Annotated in this window: 12 protein-coding genes, 1 tRNA gene, 2 rRNA genes and 2 pseudogenes (1 of these 17 cut by a window edge); 13 read left to right on the forward strand and 4 right to left on the reverse strand. The window is 62.3% G+C overall.

The features are described from left to right. The 4 genes from ACWPWT_RS16770 to ACWPWT_RS16785 all read left to right on the forward strand — a co-directional run. Positions 1–1,524, forward strand: a 23S ribosomal RNA gene (locus tag ACWPWT_RS16770); it begins 1,267 nt to the left of the window's first position. A 163-nt stretch (positions 1,525–1,687) separates the two neighbouring features. Continuing rightward, a 5S ribosomal RNA gene (gene rrf / locus ACWPWT_RS16775) occupies positions 1,688–1,802 on the forward strand. Between the two features lie 57 nt (positions 1,803–1,859). Beyond that, positions 1,860–1,936: transfer RNA gene (locus ACWPWT_RS16780), tRNA-Met, on the forward strand. Between the two features lie 256 nt (positions 1,937–2,192). Then, the gene (locus ACWPWT_RS16785) at positions 2,193–2,510 is read left to right on the forward strand and encodes a hypothetical protein (RefSeq protein ID WP_454280637.1); all 318 of its coding nucleotides are present in this window, start codon (positions 2,193–2,195) and stop codon (positions 2,508–2,510) included. Positions 2,511–2,522: 12 nt separating this feature from the next. On the opposite strand, the pseudogene ACWPWT_RS16790 reads toward ACWPWT_RS16785, so the two are convergent. Then, positions 2,523–3,563: pseudogene (locus ACWPWT_RS16790) on the reverse strand (recombinase family protein); the annotation flags it as partial. Between the two features lie 240 nt (positions 3,564–3,803). Between ACWPWT_RS16790 and ACWPWT_RS16795 the strand changes: the two are divergent. The 3 genes and pseudogenes from ACWPWT_RS16795 to ACWPWT_RS16805 form a co-directional block, all read left to right on the forward strand. Further along, positions 3,804–4,001, forward strand: a pseudogene (locus tag ACWPWT_RS16795) (helix-turn-helix domain-containing protein); the annotation flags it as partial. A gap of 140 nt (positions 4,002–4,141) precedes the next feature. Further along, entirely contained in the window at positions 4,142–4,363 is a 222-nt protein-coding gene (locus ACWPWT_RS16800; RefSeq protein ID WP_454280638.1) for a helix-turn-helix domain-containing protein, read from the forward strand. A gap of 502 nt (positions 4,364–4,865) precedes the next feature. Beyond that, a complete protein-coding gene (locus tag ACWPWT_RS16805) occupies positions 4,866–5,159 on the forward strand; it encodes a response regulator (protein ID WP_454280639.1) in 294 nt (97 codons plus the stop codon). Here ACWPWT_RS16805 and ACWPWT_RS16810 read toward each other — a convergent pair. The 3 genes from ACWPWT_RS16810 to ACWPWT_RS16820 all read right to left on the reverse strand — a co-directional run bounded on the left by ACWPWT_RS16810 (position 5,156) and on the right by ACWPWT_RS16820 (position 7,632). After that, a complete protein-coding gene (locus ACWPWT_RS16810) occupies positions 5,156–6,028 on the reverse strand; it encodes an ATP-grasp fold amidoligase family protein (RefSeq protein WP_454280640.1) in 873 nt (290 codons plus the stop codon). The two genes, ACWPWT_RS16805 and ACWPWT_RS16810, sit on opposite strands and share 4 nt — an antisense overlap. A gap of 182 nt (positions 6,029–6,210) precedes the next feature. After that, positions 6,211–7,185 (reverse strand): SDR family oxidoreductase, encoded by a 975-nt coding sequence (locus ACWPWT_RS16815; protein WP_454280641.1) that lies wholly within the window; start codon positions 7,183–7,185, stop codon positions 6,211–6,213. A gap of 39 nt (positions 7,186–7,224) precedes the next feature. Then, complete coding sequence (locus ACWPWT_RS16820) at positions 7,225–7,632, reverse strand: DUF4267 domain-containing protein (RefSeq protein ID WP_454280642.1); 408 nt, start codon at positions 7,630–7,632, stop codon at positions 7,225–7,227. An 841-nt stretch (positions 7,633–8,473) separates the two neighbouring features. Between ACWPWT_RS16820 and ACWPWT_RS16825 the strand changes: the two genes are divergently transcribed. Genes ACWPWT_RS16825 through ACWPWT_RS16850 form a run of 6 tightly spaced genes read left to right on the forward strand, consistent with a single transcriptional unit; the run spans position 8,474 to position 13,463 of the window. After that, positions 8,474–8,848 (forward strand): hypothetical protein, encoded by a 375-nt coding sequence (locus ACWPWT_RS16825; RefSeq protein ID WP_454280643.1) that lies wholly within the window; start codon positions 8,474–8,476, stop codon positions 8,846–8,848. Continuing rightward, a complete protein-coding gene (coxB, locus tag ACWPWT_RS16830; RefSeq protein WP_454280644.1) occupies positions 8,830–9,807 on the forward strand; it encodes a cytochrome c oxidase subunit II in 978 nt (325 codons plus the stop codon). Before ACWPWT_RS16825 ends, coxB begins: the two co-directional genes overlap by 19 nt. After that, the gene (locus ACWPWT_RS16835) at positions 9,804–11,678 is read left to right on the forward strand and encodes a cbb3-type cytochrome c oxidase subunit I (RefSeq protein WP_454280645.1); all 1,875 of its coding nucleotides are present in this window, start codon (positions 9,804–9,806) and stop codon (positions 11,676–11,678) included. Before coxB ends, ACWPWT_RS16835 begins: the two co-directional genes overlap by 4 nt. Then, entirely contained in the window at positions 11,675–12,298 is a 624-nt protein-coding gene (locus ACWPWT_RS16840) for a cytochrome c oxidase subunit 3 (protein WP_454280646.1), read from the forward strand. Before ACWPWT_RS16835 ends, ACWPWT_RS16840 begins: the two co-directional genes overlap by 4 nt. Further along, positions 12,295–12,603 carry a hypothetical protein gene (locus ACWPWT_RS16845; protein ID WP_454280647.1) on the forward strand — a complete coding sequence of 103 codons (309 nt, stop codon included), beginning with the start codon at positions 12,295–12,297 and terminating at the stop codon, positions 12,601–12,603. Before ACWPWT_RS16840 ends, ACWPWT_RS16845 begins: the two co-directional genes overlap by 4 nt. Continuing rightward, the gene (locus ACWPWT_RS16850) at positions 12,591–13,463 is read left to right on the forward strand and encodes a cytochrome c oxidase assembly protein (RefSeq protein WP_454280648.1); all 873 of its coding nucleotides are present in this window, start codon (positions 12,591–12,593) and stop codon (positions 13,461–13,463) included. The genes ACWPWT_RS16845 and ACWPWT_RS16850 overlap by 13 nt, the downstream gene beginning before the upstream one ends. Positions 13,464–13,469: the final 6 nt, after the last annotated feature.

Below are 13,469 nucleotides of genomic sequence, written 5' to 3' on the forward strand. Positions count from 1 at the left end.
AGGTATCGGAAGTGCGAATGCAGACATGAGTAGCGATAAAGAGGGTGAGATGCCCTCTCGCCGAAAGACCAAGGGTTCCTGCGCAAGGCTAATCCGCGCAGGGTGAGCCGGCCCCTAAGACGAGCCCGAAGGGGGTAGTCGATGGGAACCACGTTAATATTCGTGGGCCTGGTGGTGTGTGACGGATCTCGTGTGTTGTACGTCCTTATCGGATTGGACGTGCCTCGAAGAGGTCCCGGGAAATAGCCCCACCGTATAGACCGTACCCGAAACCGACACAGGTGGTCAGGTAGAGTATACCAAGGCGCTTGAGAGAAGTGTCCTGAAGGAACTCGGCAAATTGCCTCCGTACCTTCGGAAGAAGGAGGCCCCATGTAAGCGCAAGCTCTCATGGGGGGCACAGGCCAGGGGGTAGCGACTGTTTAGCAAAAACACAGGGCTCTGCTAAGTCGGCTTCAAGACGACGTATAGGGCCTGACGCCTGCCCGGTGCCTGAAGGTTAAGTGGAGGAGTGCAAGCTCTGAAATGAAGCCCAGGTAAACGGCGGCCGTAACTATAACGGTCCTAAGGTAGCGAAATTCCTTGTCGGGTAAGTTCCGACCTGCACGAATGGCGTAACGACTTCCCCACTGTCTCCAGGACATGCTCAGCGAAATTGAATTCTCCGTGAAGATGCGGAGTACCCGCGGTTAGACGGAAAGACCCCGTGCACCTTTACTGCAGCTTCAGAGTGGCATTGGACAAGAACTGTGTAGCATAGGTGGGAGGCTTTGAAGCATTGGCGCCAGCCGATGTGGAGCCATAGGTGAAATACCACCCTGTTGTTGTTTAATGTCTAACCTCGTACCGTGAAACCGGTACAGGGACCCTCTGTGGCGGGTAGTTTGACTGGGGCGGTCGCCTCCTAAAGAGTAACGGAGGCGCGCGAAGGTTGGCTCAGGCCGGTTGGAAACCGGCTGTTAGAGTGCAATGGCATAAGCCAGCCTGACTGCGAGACTGACAAGTCGAGCAGAGACGAAAGTCGGTCATAGTGATCCGGTGGTCCCTCGTGGAAGGGCCATCGCTCAACGGATAAAAGGTACGCCGGGGATAACAGGCTGATAACCCCCAAGAGCTCATATCGACGGGGTTGTTTGGCACCTCGATGTCGGCTCATCACATCCTGGGGCTGGAGCAGGTCCCAAGGGTTTGGCTGTTCGCCAATTAAAGTGGTACGTGAGCTGGGTTCAGAACGTCGCGAGACAGTTTGGTCCCTATCTGCCGTGGGCGTCGAAATTTGAGAGGAGTTGACCCTAGTACGAGAGGACCGGGTTGAACGTACCTCTGGTGTACCTGTCGTCGTGCCAACGGCGCAGCAGGGTAGCTATGTACGGACGGGATAACCGCTGAAAGCATCTAAGCGGGAAGCCTCCCTCAAGATAAGATTTCTCAGGACGGTCGAAGACCACGACCTTGATAGATCGGATGTGGAAGTGCGGTAACGCATGGAGCTAACCGATACTAATTGTCCTATTCGCGCTTGAGAGCTCCACACCCCCACCATCAGCCCTGGGCTAGATGGCAGGGTGCGGTCATTACCAAGCCAGGTGCATCGATTTTATACCCAATCCCCCGAAGCGAGGTCTCCTCCCCTCGGGGCCCCCATCAAGTACCACTTGATGGGGATTGTTATTCGCGGACTCTATTGCCTGGTGGCCATAGCGTCGGTGTCCCACCCGATCCCATCCCGAACTCGGCCGTGAAACCCGACTGCGCCAATGGTACTACTGCTCAAGCAGTGGAAGAGTAGGGCGTCGCCAGGCATTACAGCCCGCGAATACAAAAACCCATTCACTCGTCCTTGCCCCTATACCCAGTGTCGCGGGGTGGAGCAGCCCGGTAGCTCGTCAGGCTCATAACCTGAAGGCCGCAGGTTCAAATCCTGCCCCCGCAACCACCGCTATAGAACTCGATACGCCGCCCTCACGGGCGGCGTTGTCGTTTAGGGCATACGCCACCAATGACGCCACGCTGGCCACCACCTCCGCTGCAGGACCAGCCGGTTCATCCGGATAGATCGTCACGCTCTCGATAAGCCGCGACATGATCGATGCAGCCTGCCCGCGTACCGCAGGATCTGCCAGCGTGATGCGCAGGTCGGCGATCCGCGCCTGAAACTGGGCTTGCAGAGCGGATGGCGTTGGAAGCGTGCGATGCGAGACCACGCCTTTGTCGACGATAGCGTTTCGCGAGATGAGACGGGCCTTCTCCGTCTCCCGTTCGTCGATCATCTGACGCAGGGCAGGGCTGGCGATACCCGCCAGCAGATTTTCATACAGATTGCCAAGTTCGCGCTCGAGTTGCTGCAGCCGGATCCTGGCCGTGTCAGCCTCGTGGCTGTCGATCCGCGCAAGTCGCGTGGCTTCGCGCTCATATTCCGCAATGAACAGGCGGACATGGTCTTCGGTGAGCAGGTGGTGCTGGATAGCCGTCAGGCTTGCCTCTTCCAGGGGCCCCTTGCGGACCGATAGCCTGTTGTCACAGGTGCCACGTTCCTTCTGACTGGCGCAGCGATAATAGTCCTTGCCGCTGATCGTGTAGTTGGACCCGCAGCAACTGCATCGGATCAGGCCGGATAGCAGATGCCTGTTGCGATTACCCTGGGCCAGTGGCGGCGACGTGGTGGTGCGCTTCCGGGCGTTCAATTCCGCCTGCACCGCCTCGAAGTCACTATCATCGACGATGCGGAGGTCCGGGACCGCCACTTCGATCCACTCGCTGGGGTCTCGAAGCTGATAGCGCCGTTCGCGCTTCTCCGAGTCCGGATCGCGGCGCCAGTGTCGACGTTTCCAGACAAGCCGTCCCGTATAGAGGGGGTTGTTAAGGATGCCGACCAGCTTCTTTGGGTCGCCCCGGATGGTCGAGGCATTCCATGGGCCGCCACGGGGCCCGGGAACGCCGTCAGCGTTCAGGCGGGTGGCAATCTGGATGGACGACAGGCCGCCAGCGAACCATCGATAAATTTGGCGAACCATGTCTGCCTTTGCCTCGTCGATCGCGAGCAGCCCACGGACGAGTTCGCCTTTCGCATCGAGCTGGATGACGCGCTTGTAGCCATAAGCGCGTCCTCCGGCGAAACGCCCTGCCAGGACCGCCGCCTCCATGCCACGCAAAGTCTTGTCGACAAGGTGTTTGAGGAAGATCGCGCCCATCAGGCCCGCGACGGCGAACTTGATCTCGTCGACCCGGCCTTCGCTGATCGTATGCAGATGGACGCGGTGATAGGGCAGTTTCTTGCCCAGCCAGGCTACGTCCTCCGCGTCACGCGCCAGCCGGTCCAGTGACTCGCATACAATGAGGTCGACCTCACCCGCCTCGACGGCTGCAAGCAACCCTTTCAGCCCGGGGCGGTCGCGCCGATAGCCTGAAATCTCTGGATCGAGCCAGGTTGCCACGACCCTGCCACCGAGTGAATTGACGAGCGGCGCACACGCCGCAACCTGATCGTCGGACGACGTGGCCGTTTGCAGGGTGGTCGAATGTCTGCCGTACAGTGCGATGCGACGTTGGCCGGAAATGGTCATGGGGTTGGAGCCTTTTCTGTTGGGGGCCGTGCAGAGGACGCGGTGTGGCGGTGTTCCGCCGCCAGCTGCCGGGCGAGCAGCTGCACGAGTTCGGCCAACGCCTTCTCGCTTTCTGCATTTTTCACCCACGAGATCCGCGCAATGGCCATGGGGCGGTGATAGGAAGACAGAATTTGGGCGTGCATCAACGATACACAATCGTTAGATCCTATTTCGATGGCCCACCGAAAGCCCGCCCGGATGCGCCTTCCGCCTGGCTATGCCAGGCTCAAGGACAACCTTGGTCAGATCATCCGGGCGCACCGGCTGGCCGGCGCTGGCACCGATGAGCCCCTGCCGCCCAAGGTCTTTGCACACCGCGTCGGCATAAGCCGGGTAGCGCTGTCGCGGATTGAGCATGACCGTGCCTGGCCACGATCGGAGACGCTGGTGGCGATCATGGACATTTTCATGATTGACTGGCCTGATGTTGCCGACCCCGGTGTGACGCGCTCACCACCTAGGCAAGAACCTGACACGCTGCAGGATTTGCAGCGCGACAATCTTTGCCGAGCATTGAGGGGGGGGGGCGCATCGCATTGGGATGGCGCCTGTCGGACCTGTCGCGTTACAGCGGCATATCCGCGTCGCAGCTATCGAGGATCGAACGCGGGCAGGGAGGTAAATCTGCGGTCTTTGGCTGGCACCCGGATTATCTGGCGATAGAGATACAGGACCGGGTGATCGTCTTCACCCACCCCGTCCTGGCAAATGTCGCCGGGGGCGGGGTTCGACCAATCCATCCCAGTTATCAGAAATGAACGACGCATCGCCCTATGAGGTAGTTTGACCACCGACCTCATGATGTCGGTAGGACTGCTCAAAACTGGTGGATAGCGGAATGGCCGCTTTCGGGCATTGATCGCGGAGAAGCGGACGTTCATTCAGGCAGCAGGGCAGGGGGCTTGAACGCCTGCCGATGGTGGTTTGCGGAATGACCGTTTTCCGGCTGGGTGGTTTAAGGGGCCCTTCGTTCATCCGTCGCTGGACGGTGGCAAAGCGCTTTAAAGGTGGCTGATAGCCGGTCGCCAGCTAATACTAAGTGCGACCCGTTTCTTCGTCTCTGGCACTGATGCTGTCAGAGTACGACTAGTCAAGCTGGACTGAGCACCCCGCCTGTGGAGCAGGCAGAGCTATGGGCCACGTTGGTAGATCGCAATTGGTGGAAAATGCCCTTCTCAAACCTCTGTATCAAACCGAGCGACGCAATGCCGGAAGAAGGAGGCTAACCGGCGAACGTCCAACGGGACACTGGACGAACGCATGGCACGGTTCCACGAAATGGAGCTGAGGCGATGTGTCGCCATGCGCGTGTCCAATACGGAGACTGACCTTCTGGCTTCAGATGTCAGTTTGCCAAGCGGCATGAATGAACGCCAGATGGCTGATGCCGCCCATATGACTCGACCCGATCTGAAAGTCCTGTTCATCACCTGCTATGCGTCAAACGCTACGGTGGGCAGCGGGCAGCTCGAACCAGGTATGCCTGTCATGACCGAGCCCTTTGCCATGGAAGCCATGGCGACGCGGATCAAGGCACTGATCGAAGGGGGTTAGCTCGCCTCCCATGCCCGGCGCAGCGCGTCGATGAGGGGGCGACTGTAGATATGGTGCGTCGCCGTTTCCCGATGAACACCGGCGCCGGATGGCGCGATGCCCAGCGACGCGGCGAGCGTGAAGGTGAGTTCTCCGAAATAGATGCCGTCGCGGCCATCGTACAGGTCAACGCGGACAAACTCGAACGGCGCCAACAGCGCTCGGGCAGTGGCGGTCATCATGTCCAGCCGGTCGCGCGTCGCCATGGCGAAACCGTTTGACGCGGTCAGGCCACCGCTTTCATCCATCGCATCGAACTGCGGCACGCGGAACAAGCGGCTCCAAGGCTGTTCGAACCGCCCATGGTCGATCTGGCACAATAGCGGCTCGCCATGGATGCAATGGAACTTGTAATCGTCGGGCGGTCCCGAGCGATGCGCCGGTATCAGCATTTCGACGATGATCTTTCGCGGCAGTCGCCAATATTGCATTTCGCGCAGGATCGCGGCGTAATCGATCGAAGCCAGGTCGTATAGTTCACGCAAAGGCGCAGGATCGACGAGATCGCGCAGGAAGACGACGCCGCCACTGGCATGGGTCGGCTTCGCGACGGCATACGTACCGGCATACGGACGAAGCCGGTCGAAGAGTTGCTCGGGCGACGTCAATGTCTCGACCGGCATGACAGCCAGCGTCTTCGGGATGCGGAGGGTAAGGAAACGTCGCTGTGCCTCGGCTTTTGCCGTTTCCTTGTCGACGAAGGTCCGCTGCAAGGCCGACCAATTCGGATCGATCATCCGGTCGTGGATGACGTCGTTGATCAGCGCATTGGGATGGTGCGGCGGGAGCGGTGCACGGCCGAACTTGCGCGCAAATGGCAGGGATGCCACCCGATGACTGGTAGCCCACGTCATGGGCCGCTCCAACCGTCGGTTTTGCCCCTATTTGCTTCATTATTCGAAGGTGACGACGTGGTGCCCATGCTTATGCGTTCCCGTTGAGGGCGGACGGATCCAAGGTGGCGAGCAGGGCATGTGCCGGTCGCGATGGGCATCGATATGGCCAGGCGATGCTATTGGCGTCGCCTGGCCAATGCGCTGATCACGACAAGACCGCCGAGCGCGGCACTGACGCCCATGATGCGGGCCTTTCGTCGCCCTTCGGGGTGGCGCCGACCGCCGTCGACTCCGCTGGGTGTTGCGGTTGGCTTGAACAGCGCGCCGCTACTGTCTCCACCACTATTGGCCTTGCGGGTCCAGCTATCCATGAAGCCGTTCATGATCCCGGCCGCCAGATTGGGGATCAGCAACTGGTTCAGCTTCAGGACCATCGCGGGGGCACCGATCGCGGTCGTATTGCGGGGGTGGTCGGCAAGGCGGACGACCGCCTTCGCCACGGTTTCCGGCGCCAGCGAACCGGGTGGCAGCGACAGCTTCGCGCCGGTATAATTTCTGGCATGGTCGATGCCGGGCGTATCGACGAAGGTCGGATAGACATCGCAGATATGGATGCGCGGGTTCTTTGACAGTTCGCCGCGTAACGCCTCGCTAAACCCACGCAGCCCGAACTTGCTGGCCGAATAGGCGGCCGCATAGGGTGTCGCGACAAAGCCGCCGACCGAGATCATGTTGATGAAAATGCCATGATCCTGCGCCAGGAAGATCGGCAGTACCGCATGGACGTCGTTCATATGGCCGACCAGATTGGAGGCCACGACCTGTGCATGATCGGAGATCGGCACGTCCTCATACCGTCCGACGACTCCGACGCCGACATTGCTGAACCAGACATCGATTCCTGCAAGCGTCTCGGCGGCCTCGGCGGCGAATTCGGCCACGGCGGGCGCGTCGGTTACGTCGAGGACCCGGACATGGGCCTGTCCGCCAGCGGCACGGCACTTCGCGGCGATATCATCGAGGCCCGCTTGCCCTCGTGCTGCCAGCATCAGCTGCGCGCCGTCCTTGGCGAACGCAATGGCCGTCGCCGCGCCGATGCCACTGGACGCGCCGGTGATGACGACGCGTTTTCCTGTTCGATCTTCTGTCATCCCGGTCACCTCGACTCGAAGATAGAAAATATGACGATTTCAGATGGTTATTATTCCCGCCGAAGCTGTTTTGATGAGGGCACGTCCCCAAAATGCCGTGGCCGCAAAGCACAACGCAGAACTCGCATGCAGGACATAAGGAAGGTCGAGGCTGCGATCTGACAGGATCAGCAACGCCATGTCACCTATCGGTATAACGATCGTCCCGGCGGTAAGGATCGTCAACGCCCGCAGCGACCCTGCATACGCCAACCCGATCAGATAGGCTGACAAGGCCAGATCGCGAATGCCGACGGCACGGGCATAGAGCAGCATGCCCCGACCATCACCCGCGATGCCATATACCGTCGCACCGGCCTTAGGTATGACGACGAAGACCAGGCCAAGCAGCAGGAAAATTCCGCCCAGGGCGCTGCAAAACCATAGGAAAGGGCCTTTTCGGGTCACGAGAAGATGGGTCTCAAGTCAGGGTCTCGCCACGGAGCAGGCCGCCGGTTTACGCGCGACCTTCAGCCAGCTGGGCTGGCGCGCGTCGGAAAAGGCGGTCCTTGCGCTGGCGCATTGGACATGATGCCCCGGGGTGACCATAGGAACCGCGGCTGTGGGCCATGAGCGAGTAGATCGTAACACGATCGCCGACCTCTAACCGGCATATCAAGTCGCCCAATGCCTCGACCATGCCGACGCCTTATGGCCACGGATCATGCCGACCCGCATCCACGCAAATGTGCCACGCACCGAATGCAGATCGGTGCCGGAAATCGCCGATTTGGTCAGGCGAACTACGGCGTCGATAGGTTCCTGAACACGGGGTTCGGGCGCCGCGTCAATTCGGATATCACCAATTCCGTGCCAAGCGACTGCTTTCATCACGCGCTCCTCGCTTCGTAAAGGAATAACGGAGGCAGAAGGAGGGCGTTCCGACTTCACGTCCGCCAAACAGGTTGTTGCGCATCAACAATTTGGATTTCTAATCGTTGGCCGGTGGCGACTATAATTCTTGCGCATGATAAAAAGATATGGAGGCATAAGTCGATCATTTATCTATATTAGCAATAGAGGTGATGTATTGACATGGATCATCGAACGCTTCGCGTTTTTTGATTAAAGCTGTTCTTCTTATTGTTGGAGCGCGGTGTGGAGGAGAGGCAAAGCCAGGGTAATGATGCCAGTCTAATCCGGCACGAATCGAGCCATGTCCGCCGCTGATATGCGACGAACACCGTCCGCCATCCTCGCTATGCTGCTTTGCGGATGTAGCAACGAAGCGAGAGAGATCGGCCCGACGGTGCCGCAAACCGCCCCCGTGGGAGAGCGTGATCCGCGCATCGCTTATTATCAGGACAATTTTGGCCAGATCGCGCAGGGTGGCCGGTATTTCCTCTATTATGGTTGCACCGGATGCCATGGCGACGGCGCGCCGGGTGCGCGCAACCTGACCGATGGGCGATGGAAGCGGGGCGGGGGCTTTGCGGCGGTCTTCACGTCGATCGCGCATGGTCACGGCGACCGGGCCTATGCGACGCGGATTCCCGTCGAGCCGCTCTGGCAGTTGACCGCCTATATTCGCGACTTGGAACGCCACACGCCTGAGAAGCGACGGCGACACGCGCTCGACCAGCAGGCCGAGCCCCGGGGGGCGGCATGGTCGGGTCCGCAATGATGCGGATCATCGTGGCGGGCGCGCTGCTGTCATTGGCCAGCTGTCGGGGCATTCAGTCGCCGCTGGTACCGGGGGGTGATCAGGCGGCGGCGTTGCATAGCCTGTTCCTCCTGATGATGGCCGTATGTAGCGTCATCTATGTACTGGTTCTGGGCGGGTTGGGCTGGAGCCTGTGGCGCGTCCGTTCCGCGAGCGAGGCGGCGGTGGTGCCCGAGCGGGGCCTGTGGGCGGCGGCCATCGTCATCGTCGTCGGTCTCACCGTCCTCATCATCGGCAGCTTCGTCGCGGACCGCGCGGTGTTCGCCTCGCGGGCGCAAAGCGCGATGATCGTGCGCGTGACCGGACACCAATGGTGGTGGCGGATCGAATATCGCGATCCTGCAACCGGTCGATGGATCGAGACCGCCAATGAGCTTCACCTGCCGCGCGACCGGACGACGCGGCTTGCGCTGGGCTCGGCGGATGTGATCCACAGCTTCTGGGTGCCCAATGTCGCGGGCAAGCTCGACATGATCCCCGGGCGCCGCAATATCCTGGACCTGACGCCGCGCCGGATCGGTTGGTTTCGCGGCCAGTGCGCCGAATTCTGTGGAACCCAGCACGCACATATGGCGCTCGACGTGAAGGTGGAGAGCGCAGCCGCGTTCGACGCCTGGCTGGCGACGCAGGCGCGACCGGCCGCCGCCATCGCGTCGCGCGGGGCGGCGGTCTTCGCGGGGCCGTGTGCCGCCTGTCATACCATACGCGGAACAGGCGCGTCGGGGCGGGCGGGGCCGGACCTGACCCATGTTGCGGCGCGCCGTTCGATCGCGGCGGGCACGCTGACCATGACGCGGGGTAATCTTCAGGGTTGGATCGCGCAGCCCCAGGCCTTGAAGCCCGGCACCGCAATGCCGAGCGTGCCGTTGTCGGGGCCCGATGCCGATGCGCTCGCCACCTATCTGGAGCGCCTGCGATGAGGCCCGAACAGACGCGGCTGGACCGGCTGTCGCTGACTTGGCGCGACCCGCCGGGGTTGTGGGGGTTCCTGACCACCGTCGATCACAAGCGGATTGCGGCGCGCTATATCGTCACCGCGCTGCTCCTGATGTTCCTGGCGGGCATGTTGGCGCTCGACATGCGCTGGCAGCTGTCGACACCCGAAAATGTCCGCATGGGGCCGCAGCTCTATAATGAGAGCTTCTCGCTGCACGGGTCGACGATGCTGTTCCTCGTCTCGGTGCCAGTCATGGAGGCTATGGCCTTCTGGCTGGTTCCCTTGATGTTGGGACAGCGCAACATGGCGTTTCCCCGACTGGGGGCGTTCAGCTATTGGCTGTATCTCGGTGGTGTGCTGACGCTGTGGATCAGCCATGCTTTGGACGTCACCCCCGATCTGGGCTGGTTCGAATATCCCCCGCTGAGCGGCCCTGCCTATGCCCCCGGCCACCGCGCCGATATCTGGGCGCAGATGATCACCTTTACCGAGGTCGCGGCTCTCGCCGCCTCGGTCAATGTCGCGGCGACGATCCTGAAGATGCGACCGCCCGGTATGACCCTGGCGCGGATGCCGGTCTTTTTGTGGGCGATGCTCGTTGCGTCGATCATGACGATCCTGTCGATGCCCGCGATCATGCTGGTGACGTCGATGCTGATCGCCGACCGACTGGTCTCGACCCATTTCTTCTCGCCCGCCGGGGGCGGGGACGTGCTGCTGTTCCAGCACCTCTTCTGGTTCTTCGGCCATCCGGAGGTGTACATCATCTTCGTGCCCGCAACCGGATTCGTCTCGGCGATCGTCGAGACGTTTTCGCGCCGCGCGCTCTTTGGTCATTCGGTGATCGTGTTGGCGATCCTGTCGATCGGCGCGCTCGCTTTCGGTCTGTGGGTCCACCACATGTTCGCGGTCGGGCTCCCGCGTCTCGGCAACAATTTCTACACTGCCGCCAGCATGGCGATCGCGCTGCCCGCCGGGCTGCAGATCTTTTGCTGGATCGCCACGATGTGGAGCGGACGGCCCTGGCTGACAACGCCGATGCTATGGGTGGTCGGCTTCGTCACGACCTTCGTGATCGGTGGGCTGTCGGGGGTGATGACCGCGTCGGCGGCGCTCGACCTGCAACTGACCGACAGCTACTTCATCGTGGCGCATTTCCATTATGTGCTGGTCGGCGGCGCGATGTTCCCGCTCTTCGGGGCGTTCTGTTACTGGTATCCCAAGGCAACCGGGCGGATGATGTCGGAGCGCTGGGGGCGGATCGCCTTTGCGCTGATCGTCGGCGGGTTCAATCTGGGCTTCTTCCCGATGCACCTGCTCGGCCTGCTGGGCATGCCGCGGCGGGTCTATACCTATCCGGCGGGCATGGGGTGGGAAGGACTGAACCAAGTCGCCACCCTGGGCAGCGTGATTGCGGTGGCGGGCGGTCTGGTGTTCGTCGCCAATGCGCTGGTCTGCTACTGGCGGGGTGCGCCGTCCGGGCCGGACCCATGGGGCGGCTCGACGCTGGAATGGGCGGGCGAAGCGCCCGCACCGTCCTGGAACCTCGCCTATACCCCCATGGTCGACAGCCTGACGCCGATGTGGAACGGCGACGCCCCGTTGCGCGTCGCGGACGGAGTCGCGATCGAGCGGCGCGAGGTGCTCATCACCTCCGTCACCGATGCCGATCCGCTCTATCGCCAAAAAAGCGCATCGCCCTCGATCTGGCCGCTTCTGTCCGCGCTGGCGGTCAGCGTGATGTTCATCGCCAGCATCTTCACGCCCTGGGCGATCGTGGTCGGAGCGGTGCCGATCGGCGCGGCCCTGACCGGCTGGTTCTGGCCGCAGCGCCCGCGAAGGAACCGCGGATGACCACCTCGCCCCCACGCCCGTTCGAGGTCGTCTCCGACCTGTCGAGCCTGCCGTCCGGTGCGATCGGCGCGCGGCACCTGGTCTGGTGGGGCAATGTCGGTTTCATGGTCATCGAAGGGACGGGCTTCGCGCTGGCGGCGGCGGCCTATCTTTATCTGATGACGCAGAGCCCCGTCTGGCCACCAGTCGGAGATACGCTGCCCGGACTGTTGTGGAGCGGGGTCTTCACCGCCGCGCTGGTGCTCAGCACCGTGCCGAACCTCTGGGTGCTGCGTTGCGCCCGTGCCAAAAAGGCGGCGGCGGTGCGCTGGGGCATGGCAGGGTTGGTCCTGATCGGCCTGATCCTGATGGCCCTGCGCGGGGCGGAGTTCGCCCATCTGGGGGTGCGGTGGGACCGGGACGGCTATGGCTCGGTCCTGTGGTTACTGCTGGTGCTCCACACGACGCATATCGTGACCGAATGGGCCGAATGCGCGGTCCAGGCGGTCTGGCTGTTCATCCATGAGATCGGCGACGACCAGTTCTCCGACGTGGAGGACAATGCCAATTACTGGTCCTTCGTCGTCCTGACCTGGCTGCCGCTCTATGCGCTGATCTATTGGGCGCCGAGGGCGCTATGAGGATCCGTGCCCGCGCCTGGGCCGCGCTCGTCGTGCCGCCGATCATCTGGTTCGCGTTCGAGCAGGGGCTGTCGGCGGTGCTGCACGGCGATTGCGCACGGTCGGGCCTGGGGATCGGCTGGGGGGGCATCAGCCTTGCCCTGTGCCTTGGCGCCCTGTGGTTCGGTTGGCCGTATCGGGCGCGGCGGAGCCCGCTTTCGGACGTCTGGCTGGCACGGTCCGCCATGCTGGTGGCCGGTTTCTTCGCGCTTGCGATCCTGTTCCAGACGCTCGCCCTTCTCTGGATTCCACCATGCGTCGCGTGAAAGCCATGGCCGCGCTGGCGTTCCTAGCCGCCCCCGCCTGGGCGCACGACACCGGGCAGCCCCATGACGAGCCGCCCGGCTGGACCCTCGATCCCTGGATCGTCGTACCGCTGCTGTTCGCGATGCTGCTGTTCGCGGTCGGATGGCGGCGGCTAGCGGGGCGTTCGGGCCGGGGCAGGGCGCCACGGGGGCGGCGGAAATGGCTCTTCGCGACGGGGTGGTTGATCCTCGGCATCGCGCTCGTCTCGCCACTCCATGAAGCGGGCGAGCGATCCTTCGCCGCGCATATGTTCGAACATGAGCTGATCATGCTGGTCGCCGCGCCGTTGCTGGTGCTGGCCGAGCCTCTGCCCGCGATGCTCTGGGCTTTCCCGACGGCGGCAAGGCGTGCTATCGGTTCGCTGGTGGTGGCGCCCGTCATCGCGGTGCCGTGGCGCATGGTTTCGGCACCCGTAACGGCGACGCTAGTCCAGGCGACGGCCTTGTGGTTATGGCATGCGCCTGTCCTGTTCGACCTCGCGCTCGCCCATGAAGGCTGGCACGCGGCGCAGCACCTGTCGTTCCTCGTCAGTGCGCTGTTCTTCTGGAATGCGATGCTCGGCCGCCACGTCGCGGCCGGAACCGCCGCCCTGTGCCTGGTCGCGACCTCGATCGTCTCGGGCGCGCTGGGAGCATTGATGGCCTTTGCGACGAGCCCTTGGTATGTGGGTTATGCCCGGCTGGGCCTTGCGCCTTTCGGCCTGACACCCGCCGAGGATCAGCAACTGGCAGGCCTGCTGATGTGGGTGCCCGGCGGTGTCGTCCATGCGGCGGCCGCGTTGATCGTCATGCGGCGCCTGCTGAGGACTGCCGATGTATAGACGCCC

The sequence above is a fragment of the Sphingomonas sp. Marseille-Q8236 genome, assembly GCF_965112005.1.